15 protein-coding genes are annotated in these 24,881 nt (G+C 68.8%); 11 read left to right on the top strand and 4 right to left on the bottom strand.

Going from position 1 to position 24,881, the window contains the following annotated elements; translation table 11 throughout:
- The first annotated feature begins 137 nt into the window (after nucleotides 1–137).
- From ACSQ2G_RS06360 to ACSQ2G_RS06320, 9 genes are all read left to right on the top strand, one after another.
- The gene (locus ACSQ2G_RS06360; RefSeq protein WP_436030534.1) at nucleotides 138–887 is read left to right on the top strand and encodes an exopolysaccharide biosynthesis polyprenyl glycosylphosphotransferase; all 750 of its coding nucleotides are present in this window, start codon (nucleotides 138–140) and stop codon (nucleotides 885–887) included.
- Nucleotides 888–1,065: 178 nt separating this feature from the next.
- Nucleotides 1,066–2,400 carry a spinster family MFS transporter gene (locus ACSQ2G_RS06355; RefSeq protein ID WP_436029252.1) on the top strand — a complete coding sequence of 445 codons (1,335 nt, stop codon included), beginning with the start codon at nucleotides 1,066–1,068 and terminating at the stop codon, nucleotides 2,398–2,400.
- A 183-nt stretch (nucleotides 2,401–2,583) separates the two neighbouring features.
- Nucleotides 2,584–5,880, top strand: a complete 3,297-nt coding sequence (locus ACSQ2G_RS06350) for a glycosyltransferase (RefSeq protein ID WP_436029250.1) — start codon at nucleotides 2,584–2,586, stop codon at nucleotides 5,878–5,880.
- A 260-nt stretch (nucleotides 5,881–6,140) separates the two neighbouring features.
- Complete coding sequence (gene sucC, locus ACSQ2G_RS06345) at nucleotides 6,141–7,340, top strand: ADP-forming succinate--CoA ligase subunit beta (protein WP_436029248.1); 1,200 nt, start codon at nucleotides 6,141–6,143, stop codon at nucleotides 7,338–7,340.
- 5 nt (nucleotides 7,341–7,345) lie between these two features.
- On the top strand, nucleotides 7,346–8,230 hold the full coding sequence (sucD, locus tag ACSQ2G_RS06340) for a succinate--CoA ligase subunit alpha (RefSeq protein ID WP_028038794.1): 885 nt from the start codon (nucleotides 7,346–7,348) through the stop codon (nucleotides 8,228–8,230).
- Nucleotides 8,231–8,401: 171 nt separating this feature from the next.
- Nucleotides 8,402–11,365: a 2-oxoglutarate dehydrogenase E1 component gene (locus ACSQ2G_RS06335; protein WP_436029247.1), complete on the top strand. Its 2,964-nt coding sequence runs from the start codon at nucleotides 8,402–8,404 to the stop codon at nucleotides 11,363–11,365.
- A 62-nt stretch (nucleotides 11,366–11,427) separates the two neighbouring features.
- A complete protein-coding gene (gene odhB, locus ACSQ2G_RS06330) occupies nucleotides 11,428–12,648 on the top strand; it encodes a 2-oxoglutarate dehydrogenase complex dihydrolipoyllysine-residue succinyltransferase (RefSeq protein ID WP_436029245.1) in 1,221 nt (406 codons plus the stop codon).
- A gap of 122 nt (nucleotides 12,649–12,770) precedes the next feature.
- A complete protein-coding gene (gene lpdA, locus ACSQ2G_RS06325; RefSeq protein ID WP_310079912.1) occupies nucleotides 12,771–14,171 on the top strand; it encodes a dihydrolipoyl dehydrogenase in 1,401 nt (466 codons plus the stop codon).
- 78 nt (nucleotides 14,172–14,249) lie between these two features.
- The gene (locus tag ACSQ2G_RS06320) at nucleotides 14,250–14,576 is read left to right on the top strand and encodes a hypothetical protein (protein WP_436029243.1); all 327 of its coding nucleotides are present in this window, start codon (nucleotides 14,250–14,252) and stop codon (nucleotides 14,574–14,576) included.
- 143 nt (nucleotides 14,577–14,719) lie between these two features.
- Here ACSQ2G_RS06320 and ACSQ2G_RS06315 read toward each other — a convergent pair whose 3' ends face one another.
- Entirely contained in the window at nucleotides 14,720–16,717 is a 1,998-nt protein-coding gene (locus ACSQ2G_RS06315) for a methyl-accepting chemotaxis protein (RefSeq protein WP_436029241.1), read from the bottom strand.
- 266 nt (nucleotides 16,718–16,983) lie between these two features.
- On the opposite strand from ACSQ2G_RS06315, the gene ACSQ2G_RS06310 reads away from it, so the two are divergent.
- Complete coding sequence (locus ACSQ2G_RS06310; RefSeq protein ID WP_436029239.1) at nucleotides 16,984–19,023, top strand: sulfatase-like hydrolase/transferase; 2,040 nt, start codon at nucleotides 16,984–16,986, stop codon at nucleotides 19,021–19,023.
- A gap of 63 nt (nucleotides 19,024–19,086) precedes the next feature.
- Here ACSQ2G_RS06310 and ACSQ2G_RS06305 read toward each other — a convergent pair whose 3' ends face one another.
- Nucleotides 19,087–20,037, bottom strand: a complete 951-nt coding sequence (locus tag ACSQ2G_RS06305; RefSeq protein ID WP_436029237.1) for a tyrosine recombinase XerC — start codon at nucleotides 20,035–20,037, stop codon at nucleotides 19,087–19,089.
- A gap of 172 nt (nucleotides 20,038–20,209) precedes the next feature.
- Nucleotides 20,210–20,890 carry a DUF484 family protein gene (locus ACSQ2G_RS06300; RefSeq protein ID WP_310079906.1) on the bottom strand — a complete coding sequence of 227 codons (681 nt, stop codon included), beginning with the start codon at nucleotides 20,888–20,890 and terminating at the stop codon, nucleotides 20,210–20,212.
- 165 nt (nucleotides 20,891–21,055) lie between these two features.
- Between ACSQ2G_RS06300 and ACSQ2G_RS06295 the strand changes: the two genes are divergently transcribed.
- Nucleotides 21,056–23,218 carry a primosomal protein N' gene (locus ACSQ2G_RS06295; RefSeq protein ID WP_436030532.1) on the top strand — a complete coding sequence of 721 codons (2,163 nt, stop codon included), beginning with the start codon at nucleotides 21,056–21,058 and terminating at the stop codon, nucleotides 23,216–23,218.
- 49 nt (nucleotides 23,219–23,267) lie between these two features.
- Here ACSQ2G_RS06295 and ACSQ2G_RS06290 read toward each other — a convergent pair whose 3' ends face one another.
- Nucleotides 23,268–24,839 carry an MDR family MFS transporter gene (locus tag ACSQ2G_RS06290; RefSeq protein WP_436029235.1) on the bottom strand — a complete coding sequence of 524 codons (1,572 nt, stop codon included), beginning with the start codon at nucleotides 24,837–24,839 and terminating at the stop codon, nucleotides 23,268–23,270.
- Between the last annotated feature and the right edge of the window lie 42 nt (nucleotides 24,840–24,881).

Here is a 24,881-nt window from a genome sequence, read left to right as displayed (position 1 = left end):
GTCGCTGTCGCTTGAACAACCAGATCGCAAAAAAGAGCTTTCGCGTGTTCCCTTATGGCTTCTGGATTGTTAATGGGGATCTCAGTGTGGACCAAGAAACAATCTCAGCAAAGGTCTCGAACAAGCGGCCGTTCGAAATGGTTGAGCTTGGAAACTTGACTGGCGCGACCCTTGCTAGGGACGACTCCGAGGGCGCTATTCCATCGGCCCGGCACGAAAGACGGATGAGGTCTGATATGGAACAGGGGTACGCCATTACTAGTTTGGAGCGGCCGAGCATGCCTCGCAGCGGCCCGGCTTACAGCCTTCAGAAGCGTTTCCTCGACCTCGCCGGTTCGCTCGGCCTGCTGATCTTCCTGGCGCCGACGCTGTTGCTGATCGCCTTGGCGATCAAGCTCGACAGCCGCGGACCGGTCCTGTTCGTGCAAAGACGGACCGGCCTGAACGGTGTGCCGTTCCGCGTCTACAAGTTCCGCTCGATGACGGTCGCCGATGACGGCGACGTCGTGAAGCAGGCCACCCGCAACGACAGCCGGGTCACGCGCGTGGGGCGGTTCCTTCGCCGCTCCAGCCTGGACGAACTGCCGCAACTCCTGAACGTGCTGAAAGGCGACATGTCGCTGGTCGGGCCGCGCCCGCACGCCCTGGCCCACGACGAATATTACGGCTCCAACATCGCCGACTACCACAAGCGCTTCCGCGCCCGCCCGGGGATCACCGGCCTGTCGCAGGTCAAGGGTTTTCGCGGGGAAACCGAGACCGTCGCCGACATGGAGCAACGCATCCGGTTCGACAACCTCTACATCGAGAGCTGGTCGATCCTGAAGGACGTCTGGATCCTGGTCTCGACGGCCGTCATCGTGCCGCTGCAGCGCACGGCCTACTGAGTCCCGCTTCGTTCGAAGGAGACCGCCCCGGAGCCCGGCTCCGGGGCGGTTTTCGTTTGCGCGCCTTGCGGCCTGTCGAACTCAAATCGACGCAAGCGCGCATAAAGGTCGGCGACGGCTTGCCGTTGAGCGCCGTCGCGGGTTCCCTGTCCTCCTCACGATTCGCGGCGGAACCCCCATGAGCAACGCAAGCAGGCAGATCCAGACCCCCGGCGCGCGCTACCGCTACGTCGTGCTGGCCATGCTGATCCTGGTCTACACGCTCAACTTCCTGGACCGGCAGATCCTCGGCATCCTGGCCAAGCCGATCAAGGAGGAGTTCGGCCTGACCGACGGCCAGTTCGGGCTGATGAGCGGCCTGGCCTTCGCCCTGCTCTACACGACCCTGGCCATCCCGATCGCCTGGCTGGCGGATCGTTTCAGCCGGGTGTGGATCATGACCGCCGCCCTGACCCTGTGGAGCGGCTTCACCGCCCTGTGCGGCTTCGCGGGCGGGTTCTCGGCCCTGTTCCTGGCGCGGATGGGCGTGGGCATCGGCGAGGCGGGCGGAGTCGCCCCGGCCTATTCGATGCTGGCCGACTATTTCCCCAAGTCCCAGCGGGCCCGCGCCCTGGCGGCCTATGCGTTCGGCATTCCGCTGGGCACGGCGGCCGGAGCGCTGGTTGGCGGCCTGCTGGCCGTGCATTTCGGCTGGCGGACGGCGTTCATCGCGGTGGGCGCGATCGGCCTGCTGCTGGCCCCGGTGTTCCGCCTGGTGGTCCGCGACCCGCGCCGGGGCGGGGCCGACATGGCGGCGGGCGATACCACGACCGTCCAGGCCCCGGCCGCGCCGCTGAGCCAGGTCATCCGGGTGCTGGCCGCCAAGCCCAGCTTCTGGCTGCTGTCGTTCGGCGCGGCGTCGTCCTCCGTCTGCGGCTACGGCGTGGCGCTGTGGCTGCCGTCGTTCTTCATGCGCAGCCTGGGCCTGACCCTGCGCGAGACCGCCTGGTACTATTCCGGCATCGCCTTCTTCGGCGGCGTGCTGGGCATCTGGCTGGGCGGGGCGGTGGCCGACCGGCTGGGGGCGAAGTCCAAGGCCGGCTACCCGCTGACCCCGGCCGTGGCGTTCCTGATCTCGGTGCCCTGCTTCCTGCTGGCCATGAACAGCGGGTCGCTGGTCGCCGGACTGGGCGGGCAGATGGGCGGAAGCGCGGCCCTGGCCCTGGCCTTCGGCATCTTCCTGATCCCCACGGGGCTGAACCTGGCCTGGCTGGGGCCGATCACCGCCGCCGTCCAGCACCTGGCGCCGGCGCCGATGCGCACCACGGCCTCGGCCCTGTTCCTGCTGATCAACAACCTGCTGGGGATCGCGGTCGGCACCTATTATTTCGGCCTGATCTCGGACCTGCTGAAGCCGGCCTTCGGGCAGGAATCCCTGCGTTGGTCGATCTATACCGGCATGGGCTTCTACCTCGTCGCGGCCCTGCTGTTCTTCCTGGCCTCGCGTCGCCTGGCCCGCGACTGGGTGGATTAGGCCCGGACCGCCGGATGGGGCGCCGGATGGGGCGCCGGATGGGGCGATTGACCGCACCTGAAGAAGCGCCACTGTTCCGACACGTTCAGGTTACAAGAGCCGGCTGACGAACGCGGGACTGCGAGCATGGGCGGCGACGACCGGCATATCTTCCACGACCCCACCGGACGGCGGGACCGGAGGATGCGACTGATCCTCGGGATCACCCTGTCGGCCCTGGCCGCGATCGTGGCGGCCTTCCTGGCCACCCTGGCCTTCGCGCCGCGCCTGCCGACGGTGACGCTGAAGGACCCGCACGTCCTGTCGTCGCTGCACAAGGAGACGGCGCACCGGCTGAAGCCGAACCTCGACTGGCGCAAGGTGCCGAGGCCGACCGCCGGTCGAGGCGGCGCGGCCCAGTCGCGGCCGATCAGCGTCGGCTTCTATGTCAGCTGGGACGAGGATTCCCGCGAGTCCCTGCGCCGCAACATCGACAAGCTGGACGTGGTCTCGCCGCAGTGGGTGGCGCTGCGGGGGCCGGACGGCGACATCGCCATCGACGACGACCCGCAGGGCGTGGCCCGGATCGCCGCCGCGCCCAACCATCCAGCCGTGCTGCCCCTGGTCCACAACTCGGCCAACGCCGCCTTCAACGGGCCCCTGGCCGACGCCCTGCTGGCCAATCCCAAGGCCCGGGCCAAGCTGATCGCCGGCCTGGCCGACCTGGCGGTCAAGCGCGGCTATGGCGGCTATGTCTTCGACCTCGAGAACCTGTCGCCCGCGGGCCTGGCCAACTATCCCAAGCTGCTGGCGGAGGCGCGCGTAGCCTTCAAGCCGCAGGGCCGAGAGGTCTGGGTCACCGCGCCGTTCGACGGCCAGGGCTGGCCGCTGAAGGCGCTGCAGGACGCGTCCGACACCCTGGTGCTGATGGCCTACGACCAGCACTACGGCGGCGGCGATCCCGGGCCCAACGCCGGCCAGGACTGGTACGAGGGCGAGCTGGCCAAGCGCTTCGCCAAGCTGGATCCGGCCCGCACGGTCATGGCCCTGGGCGCCTATGGCTACGACTGGACCCTGAACAAGGCGGGCAAGGCCGTGGCGGGCTCGCCGGCCACCTTCCACGAGGCGATCCGCAACGCCCAGGACGCCGGCACGACCATCGACATGGACGACGACGCCCTGAACCCGACCTACGACTATGTCGACGACAGCGGCGACAGCCACGAGGTCTGGTTCCTGGATGCGACGACCCTGTTCAACCAGGTCAAGGTCACCGACGCCTGGAAGCCGCGCGGCTACGGCCTGTGGCGGATGGGCATGGAGGACCCGGGCGTCTGGAGCGTACTGGGCAAGCCCTACGGCCAGGCCTCGGCCGCCGGCCTGACCCGCATCCCGGCCGGAACCAGCGTCGACTTCGACGGCGGCGGCGAGGTGCTGCGGGTGGCCAACCTGCCGACGCCCGGCAAGCGGAGCGTGGCGTTCGATCCCGACACGGGCCTGATCTCGGACCAGACCTACGACGTCCTGCCCAGCTCGTACGTGATCGAGCGCTACGGCCAGAAGTCGGGCCTGGTGGCCCTGACCTTCGACGACGGCCCCGACGCGCGCTGGACGCCGAAGATCCTCGACATCCTCAAGGAAAAGAAGGCGCCGGCCACCTTCTTCGTGATCGGCGAGAACATGCAGACCCGGCCCGACCTGGTGAAGCGCGAGGTCGCCGAAGGCCATGACGTGGGCAGCCACACCTGGACCCACCCCAATATCGGCGAGATCCCGATCGCCCAGACCGACGTCGAGCTGAACGCCACCCAGCGCCTGTTCGAGGTGATCACCGGCCGCTCGATGCGGCTGTTCCGGCCGCCGTTCTTCGGCGACGCCGAGCCGTCGACCCCGCACGAGGTGGCCCCGCTGGTGATCGCCCAGGAGCTGGGCTACCTGATCGTCGGCCTGCGGATCGACCCCGACGACTGGCAGAAGCCGACGCCGCAGACGATCATCGACCGCACGCTGGAGCGCCTGGACCATCCCGGCGACCGGCCGGGGCAGGTGGTGCTGCTGCACGACGCCGGCGGCAACCGCTCGCGCACCGTCGCCGCCCTGCCGGGCCTGATCGACGCCATCCGCGCCCGCGGCTATCGCCTGGTCACCATCGGCGAGCTGGCCGGCATGACCCCCGCCCAGGCGATGCCGGTCAGCGACCGCGATCCCCTGGCCCTGGCCCTGGACCGCGTCGGCTTCGGCCTGTTCCGCGCCCTCAAGTTCCTGCTGAGCGCGCTGTTCATCACCGCCATCGCCCTGGGCCTGGCGCGGCTGGTGTTCCTGGCCGGTCTGGCCCTGGTCCACCGCTGGACGCACCAGAGCCCCGAGAACCTGGATCCCGAGACCGGTCCGCTGGTCAGCGTGCTGATCCCCTGCTTCAACGAGGAAAAGGTGATCGCCGCCTCGGTGTCGCGGATCCTGGAATCGGAGTGGAAGAACATCGAGGTCCTGGTCCTGGACGACGGCTCCAAGGACGGCACCGCCGAGGCGGTGCGCCAGGCCCACGGCTCCGATCCGCGCGTGACCCTGCTGAGCTTCGAGAACGGCGGCAAGGCGCGGGCGGTCAACCGCGGCCTGGCCGTGGCCAAGGGCGAATATGTCGTGGCGCTGGACGCCGACACCCTGTTCCCGCCCAAGACCATCGGCCGGCTGGTGCGCTGGTTCCAGGACCCGATGATCGGGGCGGTGGCCGGCAACGCCATCGTCGGCAACCGCCTGAACACCGTCACCCGCTGGCAGGCGCTGGAATATGTCACCGCCCAGAACCTGGAGCGCCGGGCCCTGGCGGCCCTTGGGGCGGTGACCGTGGTGCCGGGCGCGGTCGGCGCCTGGCGCAAGAGCGTGCTGGACGAGTTGGGCGGCTATCCGTCCGACACCCTGGCCGAGGACCAGGATCTGACCATCGCCTGCCAGCGCGCCGGCTGGAAGGTGGCCTTCGACCCCGCCGCCCAGGCCTTCACCGAGGCCCCCGACACGGTCGGCGGTCTGCTCAAGCAGCGCTTCCGCTGGTCGTTCGGCACCCTGCAATGTGTCTGGAAACATCGCGCGGCCCTGTTCAATCCCAAGGCCCCGGCGCTCGGTTTCGTGGCCCTGCCGCAGATCTGGCTGTTCCAGATCCTGTTGGCCGTCGCCGCGCCGCTGGTCGACCTGGCGGTGGTCTGGAGCCTGGTCTCGGGCCTCTACGGCGCCATCGCCCACCCGGTGGAGTGGTCGCCCGACGACACGATCCGCGGCCTGCTCTACTGGGGGGCGTTCATCCTGGTCGACCTGTCGGCCGGCGCCCTGGGGATGGCCCTGGAGAAGCGCGCGCCCTGGGCCGACCTGCCGTATCTGCCCGTGCAGCGCTTCGGCTACCGGCAGCTGATGTACTACGTGGTCGTCAAATCGGTGCTGACCGCGGCCCGCGGCGGACGCGTGGGCTGGGGCAAGCTGGAGCGACGGGCCACCGCGACGGTCAAGTGAGGGATGAGGCGGGGGCATGACAAGGCTGTCATTCGCTCCCGCGAGTGGTAGCGGTACCTTTTTTGCGCCGCCCAAGGGGCGACCCGACCCTTGGACGCCCTGCGTTCGGTGAAAAAGTCCAATCGGTTCCGGGCTTGCGCGAGTCCGACCCACTTTTTCACATCAGCCGAACAATCGGTCCAAGCGCGGTTGCGCCTGCGAAATCACACTCCTATAACCCGGCCACAATTTTCAGAAGCCGTCGTCGAGACCGGTCCCTCATGAACATCCACGAACACCAAGCCAAAGCCGTCCTCGCAGAGTTCGGCGCCCCCGTTCCGCGCGGCTATCCCGCCTTCACCGTCGAGGAGGCCGTCGCCGCCGCTGAAAAGCTGGGCGGACCGGTGTTCGTCGTGAAGTCCCAGATCCACGCCGGCGGCCGCGGCAAGGGCAAGTTCGAGGGCCTGGGCCCCGACGCCAAGGGCGGCGTCCGCGTCGTCAAGTCGGTGGAAGACGTCAAGACCAACGCCGCCGAGATGCTCGGCCGCGTGCTGGTGACCCACCAGACCGGCCCCAAGGGCAAGCAGGTCAACCGCCTCTACATCGAGGAAGGCGCGGCGATCGCCAAGGAATTCTACCTGTCGCTGCTGGTCGACCGCGAGACCTCGATGGTCTCGGTCGTCGCCTCGACCGAAGGCGGCATGGACATCGAGGACGTCGCCCACGCCACCCCCGAGAAGATCCACTCCTTCTCGATCGATCCGGCGACCGGCGTCTGGCCGACCCACGCCCGCGCCCTGGCCAAGGCCCTGGGCCTGACCGGCGGCCTGGCCAAGGAAGCCGCGACCCTGCTGGGTCAGCTCTATACGGCGTTCCTGGCCAAGGACATGGCCATGCTGGAGATCAACCCGCTGATCGTCACCGCCGACGATCACCTGCGGGTCCTCGACGCCAAGCTGTCGTTCGACGGCAACTCGCTGTTCCGCCACCCGGACATCCGCGCCCTGCGCGACGAGAGCGAGGAAGACCCCAAGGAAATCGAAGCTTCCAAGTACGACCTGGCCTATATCGCCCTGGACGGCGAGATCGGCTGCATGGTCAACGGCGCCGGCCTGGCCATGGCCACCATGGACATCATCAAGCTGTACGGCGCCGAGCCGGCCAACTTCCTCGATGTCGGCGGCGGCGCCAGCAAGGAGAAGGTCACCGCGGCCTTCAAGATCATCACCGCCGACCCGGCCGTCAAAGGCATCCTGGTCAACATCTTCGGCGGCATCATGCGCTGCGACATCATCGCGGAAGGCGTCATCGCCGCCGTCAAGGAAGTGGGCCTGCAGGTCCCGCTCGTCGTCCGCCTGGAAGGCACCAACGTCGAACTCGGCAAGAAAATCATTTCGGAAAGCGGCCTGAACGTCATCGCCGCCAACGACCTGTCGGACGGGGCCGAGAAGATCGTCGCCGCTGTCAAAGGGGCTGCGTAACTCTCATGTCCATCCTCATCGGTTCTGAAACCAAGGTCATCTGCCAGGGCATCACCGGCGCCCAGGGCACGTTCCACTCGGAACAGGCGATCGCCTACGGCACCAAGATGGTCGGCGGCGTAACCCCCGGCAAAGGCGGCCAGACCCACATCGGCCTGCCGGTGTTCGACACGGTCGGCGAAGCCAAGGAAGCCACCGGCGCCGACGCCTCGGTGATCTATGTCCCGCCGCCCTTCGCGGCCGACTCGATCCTGGAAGCCATCGACGCGGAAATCCCGCTGATCGTCTGCATCACCGAAGGCATCCCGGTGCTGGACATGGTGCGCGTTAAGAAGGCCCTGCAAGGCAGCAAGTCGCGCCTGATCGGCCCGAACTGCCCCGGCGTCCTGACCCCGAACCAGTGCAAGATCGGCATCATGCCGGGTTCGATCTTCTCGAACGGCTCGGTCGGCGTCGTCTCGCGCTCGGGCACCCTGACCTACGAAGCCGTGTTCCAGACCACGAACGCGGGCCTCGGCCAGACCACGGCCGTCGGCATCGGCGGCGACCCGGTCAAGGGCACCGAGTTCATCGACATCCTTGAGCTGTTCCTGGCCGACGAAGCCACCAAGTCGATCGTGATGATCGGCGAGATCGGCGGCTCGGCCGAGGAAGAAGCCGCCCAGTTCCTGGCCGACGAAGCCAAGCGCGGCCGCAAGAAGCCCATGGTCGGCTTCATCGCTGGCCGCACGGCCCCTCCCGGCCGCCATATGGGCCACGCCGGCGCGATCATCTCGGGCGGCAAGGGCGGCGCGGAAGACAAGATCGCGGCGATGGAGGCCGCGGGCATCCGTGTCTCGCCGTCGCCGGCCAAGCTGGGCGAAACCCTCCTCGAGGTGCTCAAAGGCTAATCACGACACCGAAACCCCGCCCCGCGCGGGGCCCAGGTTTTTTGCGACCGCCAGTCGACGATCCGAAAAAATCACCTGGGCCCCGTTCGTTCTACGGGCGTCCGGTGATTGAGAGACTATATTTACGCAACGCAGGTAGCGGTGGCGTAAAAGGATCGTAAGGCAAAGACGATGGCGGACGACGCAGGCATCATCAATCAGGTCTTGACCGAGACCTCGTTCCTCTACGGGGCCAACGCGGCCTTCGTGGAAGATCTCTACGCCCGGTGGGCGGAGAATCCCGGATCGGTCGAGCCCTCTTGGGGCGCCTTCTTCGCCACGCTTTCGGACCAGGCCGACCAGGTCAAGCGCGCCGCGCAGGACCCGGCCTGGACGCCCCGCCAGGCGCCGGCTGTCCGTCCCGAATGGCTGTCGGCCATCGACGGCCAGTGGCCGACCGTGGCCCCCGCCGTCGAAGCCAAGATGACCAAGGCCATCGAGGCCAAGGCTCCCGGTTCCTCCGCCGAAGCCGTCCGCGCCGCCACGCTGGACAGCTTGCGCGCCATCATGATGATCCGGGCCTACCGGATGCGCGGCCACCTAGCCGCGAATCTCGACCCGCTGGGCCTGGAGCCCAAGGCTTCGGCTCCGGAACTCGACCCCTCGACCTACGGCTTCTCGGAAGCCGACTACGACCGCCCGATCTTCCTGGACTATGTGCTGGGCCTGGAATCCTCGACGATCCGCGAGATCCTGTCGATCCTGCGCCGCACCTACTGCGACAACGTCGGCGTGCAGTACATGCACATCTCGGATCCGACCGAGAAGGCTTGGCTGCAGGAGCGCATCGAGGGCCGCGACAAGGAGATCGTGTTCTCCAAGGAAGGCAAGGTCGCCATCCTCAAGAAGCTGATCGAGGCCGAGGGCTTCGAACGCTTTCTGCACAAGCGCTTCCCCGGCACCAAGCGCTTCGGCCTCGACGGCGGCGAAGCCTGCATCCCGGCGCTGGAGCAGATCATCAAGCGCGGTGGCGCCCTTGGCGTGAAGGAAATCGTCATCGGCATGCCGCACCGCGGCCGCCTCAACACCCTGGCCGCCGTGATGGGCAAGCCCTATCACGTGATCTTCCATGAGTTCCAGGGCGGTACCAGCCTGCCTTCGGACGTCGAGGGTTCGGGCGACGTCAAGTATCACATGGGCGCCTCGTCGGACCGCGAGTTCGACGACAACAGCGTCCACCTGTCGCTGACCGCCAACCCCTCGCACCTGGAAATCGTCAACCCCGTGGTGATCGGCAAGGCCCGCGCCAAGCAGGCCTTCACCCTCCGCGAACAGCCCGATGCCGGCCGCGGGCACGTGCTGCCGCTGCTGCTGCACGGCGACGCGGCCTTCGCTGGCCAGGGCGTGGTGGCCGAATGCTTCACCCTGTCGGGCCTGAAGGGCTACCGCACGGGCGGCACCATCCACTTCATCGTCAACAACCAGATCGGCTTCACGACCAACCCGCGCTATTCGCGCAGCTCGCCCTATCCCTCGGACGTGGCGCTGATGGTCGAGGCCCCGATCTTCCACGTCAACGGCGACGACCCCGAAGCCGTGGTCTTCGCGGCCAAGGTCGCCACCGAATATCGCCAGATGTTCGGCAAGGACGTGGTCATCGACATGTTCTGCTACCGCCGGTTCGGTCACAACGAAGGTGACGACCCGACGATGACCCAGCCCTTGATGTACGCCAAGATCAAGGATCACATCTCGACCCGCGAGATCTACAGCCGCCGCCTGGTGGCCGAGGGCGTGGCCAGCCTGGCCGAGGTGGACGGCTGGGTCACCGAATTCGAGAACTTCCTCGACAAGGAATTCGACGCCGGCAAGACCTACAAGGCCAACAAGGCCGACTGGCTGGACGGCAAGTGGAAGGGCCTGGCCCTGCCCGGCGACGAAGAGCGCAAGGGCAAGACCGACGTGGCCAAGACCAGGCTCTTGGAGCTTGGCCGCCAGATCACCACCATCCCCGACCGGATCAACGCCCACAAGACCGTCAAGCGCGTGATCGAGAACCGCCGCGAGGCGATCGAGAAGGGCGAGGGCATCGACTGGGGCACGGCCGAGCACCTGGCTTTCGCCACCCTGCTCGACGAGGGCTTCCCCGTCCGCCTGTCGGGCCAGGACAGCGTGCGCGGCACCTTCACCCAGCGCCATTCGGACATCATCGACCAGACCACCGAAGAGCACTACACGCCGCTCAACAACCTCCGCCCCGGCCAGGCCCACTACGAGGTCATCGACTCGGCCCTGTCGGAAGAGGCGGTGCTGGGCTTCGAATACGGCTTCTCGCTGGCCGACCCGAACACCATGACCCTGTGGGAAGGTCAGTTCGGCGACTTCGTGAACGGCGCCCAGGTGGTCATCGACCAGTTCATCAGCTCGGGCGAGCGCAAGTGGCTCCGGATGAGTGGCCTGACCATGCTGCTGCCGCACGGCTACGAAGGCCAGGGCCCCGAGCACAGCTCGGCGCGCCTGGAACGCTTCCTGCAGTCGTGCGCGGAAGACAACATGCAGGTGGTCAACTGCACGACCCCGGCCAACTACTTCCACGCCCTGCGTCGCCAGATGCACCGCGAGTTCCGCAAGCCCTTGATCGTCATGACGCCCAAGAGCCTGCTGCGCCATAAGCGGGCGGTGTCCAACCTGTCGGACATGGCCGACGGCTCCAGCTTCCACCGCGTGATGGTGGACGGCGCCGAAGCCGGCTGCGACGTCGGCGGGATCACGCTGAAGAGCGACGACAAGATCACCCGCGTCATCGCCTGCTCGGGCAAGGTCTATTACGACCTGATCGACGCCCGGGCCAAGGCCGGCCGCGACGACGTCTACATCGTGCGCCTGGAGCAGTTCTATCCCTGGCCGCTGAAGTCGGTGCTGGGCGTGCTCGGACGCTTCAAGAACGCCGAACTGGTCTGGTGCCAGGAAGAGCCCAAGAACATGGGCGGCTGGACGTTCGTGGATCCGTGGATCGAGCTCAGCCTGGCCAAGCTCGACGTCAAGGCCAAGCGCGCCCGCTACGTGGGTCGTCCCGCCTCGGCCTCCACGGCCGCGGGCATGATGAGCCGCCACCTGAAAGAACTCGAGACCTTCCTGAACGAAGCCTTCGCCTGATCGCTTCCTTCAGAGCCTGAACCGAACCCGCCCGGACCAAACAAGAGACATCGGAACCCCACATGGCCGACATCATGACCCCCGCCCTCGGCGAATCCGTCACCGAAGCGACGGTGGCCCGCTGGACCAAGAAGGCCGGGGAGGCGGTGAAGAAGGACGAACTGCTCGTCGAGCTGGAAACCGACAAGGTCAGCCTTGAAGTCGTGGCTCCGGCCGACGGCGTCCTGGCCTCGATCAACGCCGAGGAAGGCGCCACCGTGGTTCCCGGCACGGTCCTGGGCGTGGTGACCGAAGGCGGCGCCGCGACCGCCGCCCCGGCCGCCCCCGCGCCGAAGGCCGCTCCGGCCCCCGCGCCGGCTCCGACCCCCGCGCCCGCTCCAGCGGCCGCTGCTCCGGCTCCGGCCGCCGCCCCGGTCAGCCCGGCCCCGGCCCGCGTCGCCGCCGAGAACAACCTCGACCTGTCGAAGGTCGCTGGCACCGGCAAGGACGGCCGGGTGACCAAGGGCGACGCCCTGGCCGCCCTGGAAGCCCGCGCCAACGCCCCGGCCCCCGTCGCCGCTCCGGCCGCGCCGCGCGCCATCCACGAGCGCGAAGAGCGGGTGAAGATGACGCGCCTGCGTCAGACGATCGCCCGCCGCCTGAAGGAAGCCCAGAACAACGCCGCCATGCTGACGACCTTCAACGAGGTCGACATGACGGCGGTGATGGCCCTGCGCAATTCGTACAAGGACGTGTTCGAGAAGAAGCACGGCGTGAAGCTGGGCTTCATGAGCTTCTTCACCAAGGCCGTGGTCGCCGCCCTGAAGGCCGTGCCGGACGTCAACGCCGAGATCGACGGGACCGACATCGTCTACAAGAACCACTACGACATCGGCGTGGCCGTCGGCACCGACAAGGGCCTGGTCGTTCCAGTGGTCCGCGACGCCGACGTGCTGAGCCTGGCCGAGATCGAGAAGGCCATCGGCGCCCTGGGCAAGAAGGCCCGCGACGGCCAGCTGGCCATCGAGGACATGCAAGGCGGCACCTTCACCATCACCAACGGCGGCATTTACGGCTCGCTGATGTCGACCCCGATCCTCAACGCGCCGCAATCGGGGATCCTGGGCATGCACGCGATCAAGGAGCGGGCCATGGTGGTTGGCGGCAAGATCGAGGTGCGCCCGATGATGTACCTGGCGCTGAGCTACGACCACCGCGTGGTCGACGGCCAGGGCGCGGTGACCTTCCTCGTGAAGGTCAAGGAAGCCCTGGAAGACCCGCAGCGCCTGCTGCTGGAGCTGTAGTCCGCTTGGAACCCTCGTCCCGGCGGACGGGGGTTTCGCTTTATCCGGCGCCCGGCGCGCCCTCGGCCCCACCGCCCGACGCATGCAGGACGGCGGGGTGTTCCTAGGATAAGAGACCCACCATGGCTCAATACGACGTCGTCATCATCGGGGGCGGTCCCGGCGGCTACAACGGCGCGATCCGCGCCGGGCAACTGGGTCTGAAGACCGCCATCGTCGAGGGACGCGGCAAGCTGGGCGGCACCTGCCTGAACGTCGGCTGCATGCCGTCCAAGGCGCTGCTGCACGCCTCGGAGATGTTCGAGGCCGCCAGCGGCGGCGAGTTCGCCAAGCTGGGCATCGAGGTCAAGCCGAAGCTGAACCTGGTGCAGATGATGGCCCAGAAGGCCGAGAGCGTCGAAGCCCTGACCAAGGGCGTCGAGTTCCTGATGAAGAAGAACAAGGTCGACTACATCAAGGGCTGGGGCCGCATCGACGGGCCCGGCAAGGTGGTGGTCAAGGCCGAGGACGGCACGGAAACCGTGCTCGAGACCAAGAACATCGTCATCGCCACCGGCTCTGAGCCGACCCCGCTGCCGGGCGTGACCATCGACAACAAGCGCATCGTCGACTCGACCGGCGCGCTCAGCCTGCCCGACGTACCCAAGAGCCTGATCGTGGTCGGGGCTGGCGTCATCGGCCTGGAACTGGGCTCGGTCTGGAAGCGCCTGGGCGCCGAGGTGACCGTGGTCGAGTTCCTGGACCGTATCCTGCCCGGCACCGACACCGAGGTCGCCAACGCCTTCCAGAAGATCCTGGGCAAGCAGGGCTTCAAGTTCAAGCTGGCCTCCAAGGTCACCAGCGCGACCGCTGGCGACAAGCAGGTCCAGCTGACGGTCGAGCCCGTGGCCGGCGGCGACGCCGAGACCCTGCAGGCCGACTACGTGCTGGTGGCCATCGGCCGGCGCCCGTTCACTCAAGGGTTGGGCCTGGAGACGGTCGGCATCGTCCCGGACAAGCGCGGCGTGATCGCCAACGACCATTACAAGACGACCGCGCCGGGCGTGTGGGTGATCGGCGACGTGACCAGCGGCCCGATGCTGGCCCACAAGGCCGAGGACGAGGCCGTGGCCTGTATGGAGCTGATCGCGGGCAAGGCCGGCCACGTGAACTACGACATCATCCCGGGTGTGATCTACACCAAGCCGGAAGTCGCCACGGTCGGCAAGACCGAGGAGGACCTGAAGGCCGCGGGCGTCGCCTACAAGGTCGGCAAGTTCCCGTTCCTGGCCAACAGCCGAGCCAAGATCAACCACGAGACCGACGGCTTCGTGAAGGTGCTGGCCGACGCCAAGACCGACCGCATCCTCGGAGCCCACGCCGTGGGCCCGAACGTTGGCGACATGATCGCCGAGATCTGCGTGGCCATGGAGTTCGGCGGCGCGTCGGAAGACGTCGCCCGCACCTGCCACCCGCACCCCACCCGTTCGGAGGCCTTCCGCCAGGCGGCCATGGGCGTCGAAGGCTGGACGATGCAGGCCTGATGGGCCCGTCCCTAAATTAACGGGCGTTCGCGTTCGACTGGACGTAGAGTGGCGGGGTTCGAAAAACGGAGCCCCGCCATGTTTTTGTCAGCCCTGTTGCTGGCTTCCGCCCTTCAGGCCACGCCAACGCCGGCGGCGTCCACGCTGAGCGACGAGGTCATCGTGGGCCCGACGGCGTTCTATCGTTCCATCGAAGAGGTTCGCGCCACCATCAAGACGCGAGCGGCCTGTCGGGAATCGGGCGTCGAGTTGGCCGTCAACACCGAGCCCACGACCCGAGCCAACGTGAAGAAACTCGGCGACCTGCCGCCGGCCAACCACACCCTGACCGTGCTGCGCAGCGTCGACGGCTGTCCGGTGTCCTCGACCGTCCGCTTCAACGTGGATCGGCCGGCGGGGCGGTAGAGCCGCCGGCTTTTCGAATGGGAGGGCGGGTCCTGGATCGGGGACAGGCCCATGGGCCTGTCCCCGGCCATGTCCACTTCAAAGAAAAGCCCCGCCGGGCGAACGGCGGGGCTTCCCCAAGATCCTCGAGGGGAGGAGCGCCCCTAGAATTCTTCCCAGTCGTCCGAGCTCGGCTGGGCCGAGCCGGCGAAGGCGGCCAGCTTGGCCTGGGCGGCGCGGACCGGGTTTGCGCCGGGGCGGCTGGCGGCGGTGGCGGGGGCCATGGCCGGGCGCGGGGTTGGACGGTTCACCTGGGTCGGCGGAGCGGTCCGGCGGGTGCTGGAGCGCACCGCGACGCCCCCTTGAGCAGCTTGGGCGCCGCTCACCTGGAAACGCCCGATCATCTGCATCAGGCCATTGGCCTCGCCCTTCAGGGCGTGGCTGGCGGCGGTGGACTGCTCGACCATGGCGGCGTTCTGCTGGACCGTCTGGTCCATCTGGTTGACGGCGGCGTTGACCTGGTTGAGACCCGTGGCCTGCTCCGCGCCCGAGGCGGCGATCTCGCTGACCAGGCCGTCGATCTCGCTGACCTTGCCGACGATGGCCTGCAGGGCCTCGCCGGTCTGGCCGACCATCGACACGCCCTGGCTGACCTGCTGCGAGGAGGTCGAGATCAGGGTCTTGATCTCCTTGGCGGCGTCGGCCGAGCGCTGGGCCAGGGCCCGCACTTCCTGGGCGACCACGGCGAAGCCGCGGCCGGCGTCGCCGGCCCGGGCGGCTTCAACCCCGGCGTTCAGGGCCAGCAGGTTGGTCTGGAAGGCGATCTCGTCGATCACGCCGATGATCTGGCTGATCGATTGTGACGACTTCTCGATCTGGTTCATGGCGTCGACGGCGCCGCGCACCACCACGGCCGAGCGTTCGGCGTCCGATCGGGTCGAGGTGACGACGCGCGAGGCCTCGACGGCGCCGGCCGACGAGCGCTTCACCGTGGCGGTGATCTCGTCCAGGGCGGCGGCGGTTTCTTCCAGGCTGGCGGCCTGCTGTTCGCTGCGGCGCGACAGGTCGTCGGCGGCCGAGGCGATCTCGTCCGAGCCCGAGCCGATGCTGTTGGCGGCCTGGACGATGGTGCGCATCGCCTCTTCCATCTGGGTGATGGCGCCGTTGAAGTCGCTCTGCAGGCGCTGGTAGGCCTGGGGGAAGTCGGCGTCGACGCGATAGGTCAGGTCGCCGTCGGCCAGGCGGTTCAGGCCGGTGGCGATATGCTCCATGACGAAGGCCTGCTCGCGGGCGGCGGCCTCGGCGGCCTCCTGGTTGCGGCGGCGCTCGGCGTCGGTCTCGGCGCTGGCGCGCTGCTGGGCGGCCTCGGCGGTGCGTAGGGCCAGGGCGTTGTCCTTGAACACCTGGACCGAGCGGGCCATGGCGCCGACCTCGTCCTTGCGCTGGGCGCCGACCACCTCGACGTCCACCGCCCCCTGGGCCAGGACCTCCATGGTGCGCGATAGGCCCGCCAGCGGCGCCGCGATCTTCGAGCGGCCGATCCACAGGGCGAAGGCCAGAGCGGCGGCCGAGGCGATCAGGCCGAAGGCGATGGTCATCACCATGCCGGTCTTGGCCTGTTTGGCGGCCTGGTCGACCATGGCGCGGGTCTCGTCGCTATGGGTGTTGGTGTAGGTCGAGATGTCCTTGCTCAGGCTGGCGATGTCGGGGTCGATCACGCCCATGACCATCTTGGCCGCGTCGTTGGCGTTCTGCAGGCCCAGATCCGCGCCCTGGCGGGCGCTGGAATAGATACGGTCCAGGCGAACCTGGAAGTCGGCGGCCTTCTTGGCGGCGGCCGGATCGGCGGCCTTGAGCTTGCCGAGGGCGATCTTGCCCTCCCTGTAGGCGCTGTCGATCTCGTCGCTGGCTTGCTTCGCCTCGGGCGAGGCGGCGTCGTTGGCGATCGTGCGGTAGGCGGCGTAGCCGATGGTCACGACCCGGCGGTTGAACCGCGAGCCCTCCAGCGCGGCGGGGGCGCGCTGTTCGACGAGCACCTTGGTGGCGGCTTCCGCGACCCTGGCCTGCCACGCGCCGACGCCGGTGATCGCCAGGGCCACCACGGTCAGGATGACGGCCGGCAAGGCCACCTTGGCGGAGATCTTCAGATCGTCGAACTTCATCTCTAACCCCATGTCCGGTCATATCCCACAAGGATGGGCGGGTTCCGGTGCTCGGGGTCCAGAAGCGGGCATCGCCGTAAAAAGCCAGTTAACTGCAAGGCTTGACCATCCTTTGGCGACGGAATGTCACAGCCCGTGGTCGCCGCCTCCCTGGCGATATACGATCAGGAGTAATCAAGCATCGACTATTCAACTTAATAGTGTATTCTTCAAGCGCCATGCAGCGACATGGCCGCGCCGATCACGGCGCGAGGGGAGAGCGAACCATGGCCCAGGCGAACCGGCCCAACATCCTGCTGATCACCTGCGACCAGTATCGCTTTCCGAGGTTCTCCTACGGGGCCGAAGCCGGATTCGACGAGCCGCTGAAGCGGATCCTGGGCTTCCAGCGCGAGGACCAGGCCCACAACCCCTACGCCCAGTACTTCCCCGGCCTGCTGGCCCTGCGCGAGAACGCGGCCCTGCTGCGCAACCACACCATCGCCGCCAGCGCCTGCACGCCCAGCCGGGCGACGATCTATACCGGCCAGTACGGGACCAGAACGGGGGTCACCCAGACCGACGGCCTGTTCAAGAGCGGCGATTCCTACAATTTCCCCTGGCTGGCGGCCGACGGCGTTCCCACCCTGGGGACCTGGATGCGCGCGGCCGGCTACACCACCCACTATTTCGGCAAGTGGCACGTCAGCAACCCGCCAGAGCACTCGCTCGACCGCTACGGCTTCGATGATTGGGAGGAGTCGTATCCCGAGCCGCATGGGGCGGCGATCAACAATCTGGGCGTCTATCGCGACGTGGGCTTCACCGACCAGGCCTGTGCCTTCATCCGCCGCAAGGCCCTGGCCCTGAACTACAACCGCGCCCAGGCCGTCGAGCAGGCGCAGGACCCCTACGCCGCCGGACCCGAGATCGACGCCATCCCGCCCTGGTTCGCGGTGGCCTCGTTCACCAATCCCCACGACATCGCCACCTATCCGGCGGTGATCGCCCAGGCGCTTCCGACGCCGGACAATTCGGGCACGCAGTCGATCTTCGGTCCGCTGACGACGCCGCTGGCGGGTCAGAAGACGCCGCCGCCCACCGCTGGCACGATCCAGATCGCGCTGAACGAAGGCGGCTTCCCGCAGGACTGCGCCAGGCCTTCGCCCACCCAGAACGAGTCCCTGGCCGACAAGCCCAGCTGCCAGCACGACTACGCCTACAAGGTGGGCCTGGCCCTGAACGCCAAGACCGGCTTCAACATCGTCAACACCGCCAAGACCAAGATCGACGACAAGTTCCCCGACCTGCCGGGTCCCGACCTGCTGGACGACGAGCGGTCGATGCGGATCGCGGTCCAGCAGGCCCTGAACGGGGTGCTGCCGTTCCAGCTGAGCGAGGAGCCCGAGCGCTACGCCCTGGGGTTCCTGCAGCTCTACGCCTGGCTCCATGCGATCGTCGACACCCACGTGGCCGCGGTCCTGAAAACGCTGGAGGAGACCGGCCAGGCCGAGAACACCATCGTCATCTTCCTGGCCGACCACGGCGAGTACGGGGCGGCCCATGGCATGATGATCGAGAAGTGGCACACCGCCTACCAGGAGGCGCTGCACGTGCCGGTCGTCGTCCGCTTCCCGCCCTCGACCCGGGTGGTCGAGAACGAGCCGGGCGACAGCGACGGGCCGCTGGGCTTCACGCCGCGCCAGATCGACGCCCTGACCAGCCATATCGACATCCTGCCCACCGTGCTGGGCCTGGCCGGGGTGACGCCCGAGCAACGGGCGACGATCGCCGAAGACCTGGGCCGCCATCGACCCGTGCCGCCGCTGCCAGGCGTGGACCTGTCGGGCCTGCTGATGGGCGAGACCCACCGCGTGGTCGAGCCGGACGGCCGCGAGCGCCAGGGCGTGCTGTTCATCACCGACGACGAGATCACCGCCCCGTCGCCCTCGAACGACGACCCGGCCAATCTCAAGTGCGACAAGGAATTCGAGGTCTACAAGCGGGTGGTCGACACCGTGAACCAGGACCATCCGGCCGTGAACCTGGCGCCGGGCTCGGTGCGCCAGCCCAACCATGTGCGCTGCGTGCGCACCGCGCGCCACAAGCTCAGCCGCTATTTCGACCCGTCCGGACGGGCGGCCCAGGAATGGGAGATGTACGACTTGGAGCGGGACCCCAACGAGACCGTCAACCTGGTGCAGGTGACGCGCTCGCCGCCCACCGCCCGCACGGACCTGCCGTCGCCGTTTGTGTCGGCGGCGGTACAGACCGAGGCGGATCGGCTGGCGGTGCTGCTGGCCGAGCTGGAGGCCAGGGATTTGTAGGGCCGGGGACATGCACTCGTGCGTGTCCCCATCCTAGTCACCCATCCTAGTCACCCATCCTAGTCACGCCCGCGGATGCGCCTTGCCATAGGCCGCCAGCAGGCCCGCCGCGTCGACCTGGGTGTAGCGCTGGGTGGTCGACAGCGAGGCGTGGCCCAGCAGGTCCTGGATCGAGCGCAGGTCGGCGCCGGCCCCCAGCAGGTGAGTGGCGAACGAATGGCGCAGGGCGTGCGGCGTGGCCCGGTCCGACAGGCCCAGGCGGCTCCGCAGGTTCTGCATGGTCGCCTGGACGTGCCGCGGCGACAGCGGCCCGCCGCGCTTGGCGCGAAACAGCGGATCGTCCGGCTCCAGGGCGAAGGGCAGGGTGGTCAGATAGGTGTCGATCCGCTCACGGACGATGTCGAGGACCGGCACGATCCGGGTCTTGCCGCCCTTGCCGGTGATCCGCAGGCTTTCGGCCAGGGGGGCGTCGCGGCGGGCCAGGGACAGGCCCTCGGAGATCCGCAGGCCGCAGCCCCACAGCAGGGTCAGCACCGCCTCGTCGCGGGCCGCTTCCCAGTCCTCGCGGTCCGGATCCAGCGCCAGCTCCGCGATCAGGCCGTGGGCCTGGTCTTCGGAGACGGGACGCGGCGCCCCGGCCTTGATGCGCGGCCCACGCACCAGGCCGATGGCGGCGTTGGGCGTGTCGAGCCGGTGGTCCAGATAGCGGTGGAAGGCTCGGATCGACGACAGGCTCTGCGACAGCGAGCGCGGCGACAGGCCGTCGCGATCGTCGCCATTCTGGGAAGGCGGGGGCTCACGACGGAACGCCAGGTAGGCGCGCAGCTCGGCGGCCGAGATCCCGCCCAGCTCGGCGACCGACAGGGTCTCGCCGCGATGGCGCTCCAGGAAGTTCAGATAGGCCAGGACGTTGTCGCCATAGGCCCGCACGGTGCGCGGCGAGGCGCGTTTTTCGTTGGCCAGATGATCCAGCCAGGCGGTCAGGGCGGAGCGGGCGGTGGCGGGGATGTTCATCTCGTTATCCCCAAAAGCCTGTCATCCCGGACAAGCGCGCAGCGCGCCGATCCGGGACCGCCGGAAGCGCCTGCGCTCAGGCGTTGGTCCCGGGTCTGCGCTTCGCTCCGCCCGGGATGACAACCGTTGTGGAGTTTGCGCGTATCCTCCCCGTCGCGGGGGAGGAGAGCCGTCACAGGATCGGCCAGCGTTCGGCCGTGCGCTCGACGACCCGGGCCAGGAAGGCCACCAGGTCCGTGCCCATGTCGGCCGTGAAGCCCTCGGGATCGGCCGAGCCGAAGGCCAGCAGGCCTTGGCGCGAGGGCTCCCAGAGAGCCATGCGGACCAGGGCCATGCTCCTGATGTCCTGGATGCGGTCGCCGAACAGGCCCAGGGCCGGGGCGTGAAAGCCCATGCGCGCGACGCCGTGCTCGCCCATGGTCATGTCGATCTGGCCGGCGATCAGGGCGTGCCAGCCGGCGGGCACGCGGCCCGGGCCTTCCAGGACGACAACGCCGGCGGCCAGGCCGAAGCGCAGAATGGCCATCTCGTCGACCCGACGGGCCAGGTCGGAATGGTTGCGGGCGTCCAGCAGGTCGATCACCGCGGCGTGGGTCTGGGCCTGGGCCGAGAAGTTGGCGCGGGCGGTGGCCTCGATCTGGCGGCGCACCAGGGCCTCGCGCTCGTGGGCGGCCGAGACCCGGGCCAGGGCGGCGGGGCCGAAGTCGACGATGTTGCTGGCGTCCGGGCGCAGCCCCAGGTCGCTGAGCAGGTCGGGATCACCGTGCAGGAAGTCGGGCTCGGCCCTGAGGAAGTCGCGGACCAGCGCCGGGTCGACCACCGGAAACAGCCTGGCTTGCGTCGCGTCGGTCATGGGGCGGGCCTACTCCGTTCACACTTCGTCCCCATATCGTTCACAGCCGGGGCGACACCGATGAAGCCCCAAGTCGGTTAACAGCGGCTTGATGGCGCGGCCACGGGTCCTCTCGACCTGGGGACGTTTCCGAGGCAGAACCCGATCGTCCCCATGTCTGGTCCCATGCCCCGCATCGCCTCCGTCCTGCTGCCCATGCCGCTGCCCGAGGCGTTCGACTACGCCGAGCCGGAAGGCCTGGGGCTGGCGGTCGGCGACCACGTGACCGTGCCGCTGGGCCCGCGGGTGATTCGCGGCGTGGTGACGGGGCTGCGCGACGGGACCGGCGGCAACCGGCCGCTCAAGCCCGTGCTGGAACGCGTCGACGACCCGCCGCTGCCGCCCGGCGTCCTGGCCTTCGTGGAGTGGGCCGCGCGCTATTCGGTCGACATTCCCGGCTGGCCCCTGGCCATGGCCCTGCGCGGCCTGCGCCATCCGGCCGCCAAGCCCGACAAGGCCCTGGTGCTGACCGGGGCTCAGCCGGCCAAGATGACTCCCGCGCGGCTGAAGGTGCTGGCCGCCGCCGAGCATGGCCCGCTGGCCTCGGGCGCCCTGGCGACCGCCGCCGGCGTTTCGGCCGGGGTGGTCAAGGGCCTGGTCGACGAGGGCGTGCTGGCCGTCACCTGGATCGAGCCTGACGCCAGCTTTCCCCAGCCGGACCTGTCGCGTCCGCCGCAGACCCTCAATCCCAGCCAGCGGGCCTCGGCCGACGTGCTGTCCGAGATGCTGGAGGCCCGCGGCTTCCAGGCGGCCCTGCTGGACGGGGTGACGGGCTCGGGCAAGACGGAGGTCTATCTGGAGGCGGTGGCCGCCGCCCTGGCCGCCGACCCCGACAGCCAGGTGCTGATCCTGCTGCCCGAGATCGCCCTGACCCAGGCGGTGCTGGCCCGCTTCGAGGCCCGCTTCGGCGTGGCCCCGGTCGAGTGGCACTCGGCGGTCTCGCCGCCTCGCCGTCGCCGGGCCTGGGAGGGCGTGGCCACGGGCGCGGCGCGGATCGTGATCGGCGCCCGCTCGGCCCTGTTCCTGCCGTTCCGCAAGCTGCGGCTGGTGGTGGTCGACGAGGAGCACGACGGCTCGTTCAAGCAGGAGGAGGGCTTTATCTACCAGGCCCGCGACCTGGCAGTAGCCCGGGCCAAGATCGAGGGCGCGCTGGTGGTGCTGGCCTCGGCCACGCCCTCGCTGGAAAGTCTGTGGAACGCCCAGCAGGGCCGCTATCGCTGGCTGCGGCTCAGCGCTCGCCACGGCGCGGCGCAATTGCCCGACATCGACCTGATCGATATGCGCGAGACCCCGCCGGAGCCCGGCCGCTGGCTGTCGCCGCCGCTGGTCAAGGCGGTGTCGGTCGCCTTGGCGCGCGGCGAGCAGGCTCTGTTGTTCCTCAATCGCCGGGGTTATGCGCCGCTGGTGCTGTGCCGGGCCTGCGGCGAGAAGATGAAGTCGCCCGACACCGACAGCTGGCTGGTCGAGCACCGCTATACCGGCCGCCTGGTCTGCCACCTGACGGGCTTTTCGATGAAGAAGCCCGAGGCCTGCCCGCACTGCGGGGCCAAGGACAGCCTGACCTCGATCGGCCCCGGGGTGGAGCGGGTCGAGGAGGAGGCGCGCCACCTGTTCCCCGACGCCCGGATCGCGGTGTTCTCGTCCGACACCGTGTTCGACGCGGCGGGCGCGCGGGCCCTGGTCGACAGCATGGCGGCCGGCGAGATCGACATCCTGGTGGCCACCCAGGCCGCGGCCAAGGGCCACAACTTCCCCAACCTGACCCTGGTGGGGGTGGTCGACGCCGACCTTTCCTTGCGCGGCGGCGACCTGCGGGCCGGCGAGCGGACGTTCCAACTGCTGGCCCAGGCGGCGGGACGGGCGGGGCGGCACGAGAAGCCCGGCCGGGCGCTGCTGCAGACCTACGCGCCCGAGCACGGCGTGTTGCAGGCCCTCAAGGCCCAGGACCGCGACGCCTTCGTCGAGGCCGAGATGGCCATGCGCCAGGAGGCCGGGCTGCCGCCGTTCGGCCGGCTGGCGGCGGTGATCGCCTCGGGACCGGATCCGGTGGCCCTGGACGCGTATTGCAACGCCTTGGCGGCCGCCACGCCCAACGCCGAGGGGGTGGAGGTGTTCGGCCCGGCCGACGCGCCCCTGGCCCTGGTGCGCGGCCGGCGGCGCAAGCGCTTCCTGGTCCGGGCCGACCGGACGGTGGACCTGCAGGGCTTCCTGGCCGCCTGGCGGGCCCGGGCCAAGGTCCCGAATTCGGTGCGCGTGGTGTTCGACGTCGACCCGTACAGTTTTCTATAGTCGCGGATGAGGCTGGGGACAGGCGCACGCGCCTGTCCCCGACCCGATCTCAGACCGCTTCCTTTTCCAGCACCGGCTCCGGTCCCGGTTGCCGGCTCCGCAACGGCAGTTCGGGGATCAGGAAGATCACCACCAGCCCCGCGGCGATCACCAGCAGGCCGGCGGCGAACACGCCGGTGATGGCGTGGGTCAGGGCCTGGGCCAGCACCGGGTCGGCATGGCGGGCCGCGCCCTGCGCCGTGGCCTTCAAGGCCAGGCCCTGCAGGGAGCCCAGGTCGAAACCCTGCCCCTCGGTGGCCAGGCGGTGGGTCAGCAGGGCGCCGAACAGCGCCACCCCGATGGTCGAGCCGATCTGGCGGAAGAACTGGTTGGAGCTGGTGGCCACGCCGATGTCGCGCACCTCGACGGCGTTCTGGGTGGCGAGGTTGAACAGGCTCTGGCCGGGGCCCAGGCCCAGGCCGACGATGGCCATCCGCCAGCACAGGTCCGGCAGGGTGGTGTGGGCGGTCACCCGGGTCAGCAGCCCGATCCCGACCAGCAGCAGCACCGCCCCGGCGATCATCAGCGGCTTGTAGCGGCCGGTCTTGCTAACCAGTTGGCCCGCGCCGGTCGACGAGACGATCAGCCCGCCCATCAGCGGCAGGATGGCCAGGCCCGACGTCGTGGCGTTCACCCCCAGGCCCAGCTGCATGTAGAGCGGCAGGAAGGTCACCACCCCCAGGAAGGCCATGGAGATCAGGAAGCCCGCCAGATTGGCCGTGGCGAACACCCGGTTGGCGAACAGGCGCAGGGGCAACAGCGGATTGCTGACCTTGGTCTCGGCGTACAGGAACAGCGCCAGGGCCGCGGCGGCGAAGGCGAACAGGCCGAGGGCCTGGGGCGAGCTCCAGGCGAAGTCGTGGCCGCCCTGGCTGAGGGCCAGCAGCAGCGGCACGAAGGCGGCGACCAGCAGGATGGCGCCAAGATAGTCGACCGCTCCGGACCGGCGGTGCTCCAGCGGCGGCATCTTCACCAGGATCATGAACAGCGACAGCAGGCTGAGCGGCAGGTTGACATAGAACACCCAGCGCCAGCCGGCGATCAGGTGGCCGCCCAGGTGGACCGTGCCATGGTCGGTGAAATAGCCGCCGATCAGCGGACCCAGCACGCTGGCCAGGCCGAACACCGAGCCGAAGATGCCGGCGAACTTGCCCCGCTCGCGCGGCGGATAGAGGTCGGCGATGATCGCGAAGGCGGTGGTGAACAGGGCCCCGCCGCCGATCCCTTGCAGGGCGCGGAAGACAATCAGCTGGACCATGCCGCTCATGCCCAGCACCGCGCCGAATTCGCCCGACAGGCCCGACAGCCACGAACCGGCCAGGAAGATGGCGATGCCGGCCAGCAGCACGGGCTTGCGACCATAGATGTCGCCCAGCTTGCCCCAGATCGGCACCATCACCGTCGAGGTCAGCAGATAGGCGGTGGTCACCCACGAATAGAGCGTCAGGCCGTTCAGCTCGGCGATGATCCGCGGCATGGCCGTGGAGACCACCGTCTGGTCCAGGGCGCTGAGCAGGAAGACGATCAGCAGGCCGGCCAGGGTGGTCCGGCGCTCGGTGTCGGTGAAGGTCTGGGCGGTCATCGCATCCCCACGTGTCGGCGCGCCGCTACATGCGGGCGTGTC

The organism is Caulobacter sp. LjRoot300, from assembly GCF_964253875.1.
Lineage (GTDB): Bacteria > Pseudomonadota > Alphaproteobacteria > Caulobacterales > Caulobacteraceae > Caulobacter.
This window is presented reverse-complemented; position numbering and strand designations above follow the sequence as displayed.